Annotated in this window: 3 protein-coding genes and 2 pseudogenes; 3 read left to right on the plus strand and 2 right to left on the minus strand. The window is 64.2% G+C overall.

Translation table 11 applies throughout. The features are described 5' to 3' along the window. Positions 1-651: pseudogene (locus AACS18_RS17385) on the minus strand (oligosaccharide repeat unit polymerase); the annotation flags it as partial. After that, positions 639-1958 carry a lipopolysaccharide biosynthesis protein gene (locus tag AACS18_RS17390; RefSeq protein ID WP_043819779.1) on the minus strand — a complete coding sequence of 440 codons (1320 nt, stop codon included), beginning with the start codon at positions 1956-1958 and terminating at the stop codon, positions 639-641. The pseudogene AACS18_RS17385 and the gene AACS18_RS17390, both read right to left, overlap by 13 nt. Before the next feature lie 299 nt (positions 1959-2257). Between AACS18_RS17390 and AACS18_RS17395 the strand changes: the two genes are divergently transcribed. The 3 genes and pseudogenes from AACS18_RS17395 to AACS18_RS17405 all read left to right on the plus strand — a co-directional run. Next, a complete protein-coding gene (locus AACS18_RS17395; RefSeq protein ID WP_108612852.1) occupies positions 2258-3013 on the plus strand; it encodes an acyltransferase in 756 nt (251 codons plus the stop codon). Further along, positions 3010-4209 carry a glycosyltransferase gene (locus AACS18_RS17400; RefSeq protein ID WP_108612853.1) on the plus strand — a complete coding sequence of 400 codons (1200 nt, stop codon included), beginning with the start codon at positions 3010-3012 and terminating at the stop codon, positions 4207-4209. The genes AACS18_RS17395 and AACS18_RS17400 overlap by 4 nt, the downstream gene beginning before the upstream one ends. Further along, a pseudogene (locus AACS18_RS17405) lies at positions 4206-5227 on the plus strand (hypothetical protein); the annotation flags it as partial. The gene AACS18_RS17400 and the pseudogene AACS18_RS17405, both read left to right, overlap by 4 nt.

Consider the following 5227-nt stretch of genomic DNA (forward strand, 5'->3'; position numbering starts at 1 on the left):
CAGCGAAAAACCGGCAGGAAAGAGCAGCACCAGCGCCAGATCGTTGGGATCCCCCAGCACAGAGCCCAGCTCGCGCCCTATGGTCACCCGGGTCCCCTCCACCAGCCCAATTCCGCTCGCCTTGTTGTAGAGGGCCACCAGCGCCACCAGACAGCCCGCTACCACAAAGGTGCGCACCGCCAGCGCAAAATCCCCCGGAGTGCGCACCAGCCAGGTGGTCGCCAGGGTCATCAGATAGATCTTGCTGTAGCTGCCGGTCCAGGTGGCGATCGCCTCGCCCCGGTTGCTGGCAAACAGCACACCAATGGAGACCATCACAAAGAAGGCCGTCAGCCAGCTCAGGGCTGGGCTCCAGTAGGGCTTGATCCGACCGGTCAGCAAAATGTGCCAGACCAGTGCGCCGATGGCGGCCAGCGAGAAGAGCAGCGGGATCTTGAGGGGATAGAGCTGGGGGAACACCTCATGCAGCCGAAAGAAGGAGAAAGTGACAAACCCCAGCACCATCAAGAAGGGCCAGCGCAGGGCAAACCAGATGGAGGGAATGGCAAGGCCAACCCCCGGCAGCAGCAAAGGATGGGGCAGCCGCCACCATAGTAGCGCCAGCACCAGACAGATGGCGCTTGCCCAGATGGCCGGCGTTAGACGAGCCATGATCCTGCCCACCATTGGCCGAGCCAGACCATCGCCAGCGCCCCAAGCGAGCTGGCCCAGAGGGTGGAGAGGCGATACGGCAGCGGCAACAACCGCTGGCTCACCAGATAAAAGGCCAGCGCCCGCACCAGATAGACCAGCAGCAGGGTCCAGATCACCCCGGCGACCCCGAAGGGGGGGATGGCGAGCAGAAAGCCTGCTACCCCAAGGGCGCTGCAGCCCAGATTGATCACCATCTGGGCATTGCTCTTCTCGCCGCTAAAGCAGCCGACATTGAGCAAGTCCGAAACATTGCGCACCGCCATACCCAGCACCAGCAGCGGAATATAGGCGATCGCCCCGTGATAGCTCTCCGGGGTCAGCCAGCGAATAAGCAAGGGGGCGGTAAGCCCGACAATCCCTGCGGTGACAAACCCCAGCACCGACCCCATCACGCTGTAGTGGGCATTGAGTCGCAATCCATCCGGCTCGCGCAGCAGCATGAAACGGCGGGGATACCACCAGAGGGCAAAGGGTTGCAGCAGAAGTCCCACTGCCAGCGCCAGCTTGCCCGCCACCGCGTAGTAGGCGAGCAGCGCCTCACCCACCACATCGGCCAGCAACCAGCGATCCAGTCCGCTCAGGGCAAAACCTGCCAGCCCGCTCACCACCAGGGGCAATCCATAGCGCAGCAGCGGCCGATAGTGCTGCCAGTCAAAGCGGATCCCGCTATCTCGCCACTGCCAGAGGCTCAGCAGCAGCGCCAGTGCAACGCAGGTCAGGGTGCCGGAGGCCAGCACCCCGCTCACGCCCCAACCGAGCCAGAGCCACCAGCCGGTCAGCACCGACTGGATCACCGCCTTGCCTGCGGTCGCCACGAAAAAGAGCCGGGCCTGATTGCGCATCCGCAGCCATGCCAGCGGCACGCCGATCACCCCTTCAAACGGCAGGGCGCAGAGCACCCAGCGCACATCCGCAAGGCGGGTTTCAACCGGCAGCCAGGCTTGCACCACAGGCGCCAGCAGCCAGAGCAGCACCAGACTGGCCAGGGCGATCAGCCAGACCAGACCAAACATGCGGGCCACCACCTGCTGGCGCTCCTGCTCATCTTTCGCCAATCCGGCAAAGCGGTAGAGGGCATCCACCAGCCCGAAGCCCAAAATAAGGGAACCCAGATTGATGAGGGTCAGCAGCACCTCCAGCTGGCCGTATTCACGAGGCAGCAGCTGATGGGTCAACACCGGCAGCATCAGCAGGGAGATCCCCTTCATCAGGAGCAAGCCGCCGGCGTAATAGAGCATGGCAATCTGGTTCACACCAAGTTTCATAGGGCCTCCCAGCCACCCGAAGCATCCTGCTCCGGGTCAGCTACCGCTAATGCAAAGCCCACGCCACTCACTCCCGCCCTGAAGCGATAGCCCCTCTGTGCGGCTTAACCGGCCTGAACAAGCCCAGAATGAGACTGGCATTTGCGTTTTGCACAACGCTGGCTGCAAATTGCACCGACAGGCGCAATCTGCCCCACCTCTTAGCCCCATTTGGCCCGATCTAGCTGGGGCCGTCCTGTTGGCCCGATCCCTGCTTTCTGCTTAGCGAGCAACGGACTGCACCAGAGGGAGAGGTCGCCATGAACACCATCAACCTGCACCGGATGAAAAGCTGGGCCAAACAGGGGGAAACGCCACTGGCTCGCCAGGTATGGCGACTGGCCAAAAGTGCCCGCCACTGGTCACTCCCCGTGATCCCTCCCCTGCATCGGCTGCTTTATCGGCTCTATCTGCTGGGCAGCAACGCGCTGGCGACCCTGACCCGCACCCTTTGGTGGACCCCCTTGTTTCAATCTCGCCTCACAGCCCCCGCCCCGCGCCTCTATCTCTATGGCGGCATCCCCTATATCAGCGGTCCGGTCACCATCGAGATCGGCGCCGACTGCCGTCTCAGCGCCGCCATGACCATAAGCGGCCGGGCATCGAGCCAGACGCCAAGGCTGGTGATTGGCCGCAATGTCGGGATTGGCTGGCAGACCACCCTGGCGGTGGGCAGCAAGATAGTGCTGGGGGATAACGTCAGAATTGCAGGGCGTGCCTTTCTGGCGGGCTACCCGGGGCACCCGGTCAACGCCCGCAATCGCGCACGGGGCCTGCCTGATCTCGATGAGCAGGTGGGGGCCATCGTGCTGGAGCAGGATGTCTGGCTTGGCACCGGGGTGATGGTGATGGCCGGCGTCACCATAGGCGCCGGCACCATTGTCGCCGCAGGCAGCGTCGTCACCCGGGATCTGCCCGCAGGTGTACTGGCAGCGGGGGTACCGGCCACCGTACTGCGCCCCTTACAACCACAGGATCACAGCGACCCCGCACACGCTTCGGAGACCTTTGCATGAAACCACACTCACTGCCGCAACTGGTGGTATTGGGAGAGGATTGGGGCCAGCACCCCTCCAGCACCCAACACCTGGTCAAGCGTCTGTTGCCCGATTATCAAGTGCTCTGGGTCAACTCCATCGGCATGCGTTGCCCCCGCTTTACCCTTCATGATCTCACTCGTATCGTCCGCAAACTGGGGGCCGTGCTGCGCGGCGCGCGCCATGCTGGCGGCCAGTCGGTTGCGCCATCAGAGGTCAGCAGCCCCCGGGTTCTGCCGCCGCTCGCCTTACCGCTGCCCGGCAGTCGGCTGGCGGGCAAGATCAATGGCCACTGGCTGGCGGCGCAGATCCGGCGTCAGCTGCCCGAGCTGGATCGCCCCTTGCTCTGGATCTCCCTGCCCAGCGCCGTCGATCTGATTGGCAAGCTCGAAGAGCGGGCGGTCATCTACTACTGCGGCGATGACTTCTCGGCGCTGGCAGGGGTGGATCATCAGGCCATCGCTCACTGCGAGGCCCGACTGGTGGAAAAAGCCGATCTCATTCTGGCCGCCAGCCCCGCGCTGGCCAGCCGCTTTCCCCCCCATAAAACCCGACTCCTCAGCCACGGCGTGGATCTCGAGCTGTTTATGCCCCCCAGAGAGCGTCCGGCGGATCTCCCCTCCGGCCGCCCCATTGCCGGATTTTACGGCAGCCTTAGCGACTGGATTGATATCCCCCTGCTGGCAGAGACGGCCGCCGCCCTGCCCCACTGGGATCTGGTGCTGATTGGCCCGGTCCAGACCGATATCTCCCCCCTCAAGGGGCTCCCCAATATCCATCTGCTCGGGCCCCGTCCCCACCACACGCTGGCGGCCTATGCCCAGCACTGGCAGGTGAGCCTGCTGCCCTTTGTCGACAACGCCCAGATCCGTGCCTGCAATCCATTGAAATTGCGCGAGTATCTGGCCGCAGGGCGGCCCATCGTCAGCACCGATTTTCCGGCCCTCGATGGCTATCGGGATCAGATCCAGCTGCCCCGCAGCGGGGAGAGCCTGGCCGAGGCCATCAACCGGGCCGCCTTTGATCAATCCAATCCGGGCTGGTTTCAGGAGAGTGGCTGGGAGGGGCTCACCCGCAGCGAAGGGCGCCACACTCGCCAGCAGCAGGTGGCCCTGCAAAGCTGGGATCACAAGGCTGCCGAGCTGAATAACTGGTTGAAGGGGCTGGCCGGATGATCAGAGGGCTCTGGCTGGTTATCCTGCTCTGCTGCCATGCAGCAATGGCCGCCACCCGGCTGGAGGGGCAGACCCCGCTGCCCCTGACGGGTAACCAGACACCCCAGCGGCTCGATCTGAGCACCCACAACTGGCCAATAGGCAGCGATGATGAACTGGTGATCGAGGGCCATAACCCCAGCGCCCGCCCGCAAACCCTGATCCTGCGTATCGACGATGAGGCCTCGGTCAACTACCGCAGTCGGGTCAATCTGGAGCGGATTGTCGCCCCCGGCCCCTTCACCCAGCGCTTTGCCTTGAGCGAGTGGCGCACCAGCCAACCCAGAGCGTTGGCGCTGGACAAACTCACCAAGCTCTATCTCTTTATGGCCGATAACGCCCCCTCGCTGACCATTCACCGCTGGTACTGGGAGCCCGGTCTGACTCTGCCTGCGGGCACCATTGCGCTGGATCTGGGGGCCGCGGCTGCGCCCCGCTTTACCGGCTTTGAGCCCCTGAGCCCGGGGGATCCCCGGCTGATTGGCCATCCCACCCCCATCTTGCGCCCCTCCGGCGATGCCCTGGTTCGCGATGGGCTGCGCAATCTCGACGGGGTGCAGCTGGACCTGGCCAAGGGACGCTACCAGCTCACCCTCTGGCTGGATGACCCCGGTGAATGGGAGTACCTGCCCCACCCCTTCGAGCGCAGCGTGCTGGTCAATGGCGAGCCCATCTGGGCCGAGCAGTGGCAACCGCAGGAGTGGCTAACGCAGCGCTATCTGGCGGGGCAATCTCGCGAGGCACTGCCAAATCCGGATCCCTGGCAGCTGTTCGGGGCACGACAGGGCGGCCCGGTTCATGTCACCCTGAACCACCCCGGCGGCCCACTCACTATCACACTGGTGGGCCACTCACCGGATGCCAAATACCTGGCGGGGCTGCTGTTTGCCCCCTATCCGGCCCCCACCAGCAAAGAGGCTCTCCCGAATAGTGGAAAAGATCTCGCCGTATTGGCCGACGCTACCGCAAGCGTGCTGAC

The organism is Aeromonas sp. HMWF015, assembly GCF_963878965.1.
Classification (GTDB): Bacteria; Pseudomonadota; Gammaproteobacteria; order Enterobacterales; family Aeromonadaceae; genus Aeromonas; species Aeromonas veronii.

Bases quoted from the DNA above. Each gene is read 5' to 3' on its own strand.
- AACS18_RS17400 (WP_108612853.1), top strand. From the start codon at position 3,010: ATGAAACCACACTCACTGCCGCAACTGGTGGTATTGGGAGAGGATTGG.
- AACS18_RS17390 (WP_043819779.1), bottom strand. From the start codon at position 1,958: ATGAAACTTGGTGTGAACCAGATTGCCATGCTCTATTACGCCGGCGGC.
- AACS18_RS17395 (WP_108612852.1), top strand. From the start codon at position 2,258: ATGAACACCATCAACCTGCACCGGATGAAAAGCTGGGCCAAACAGGGG.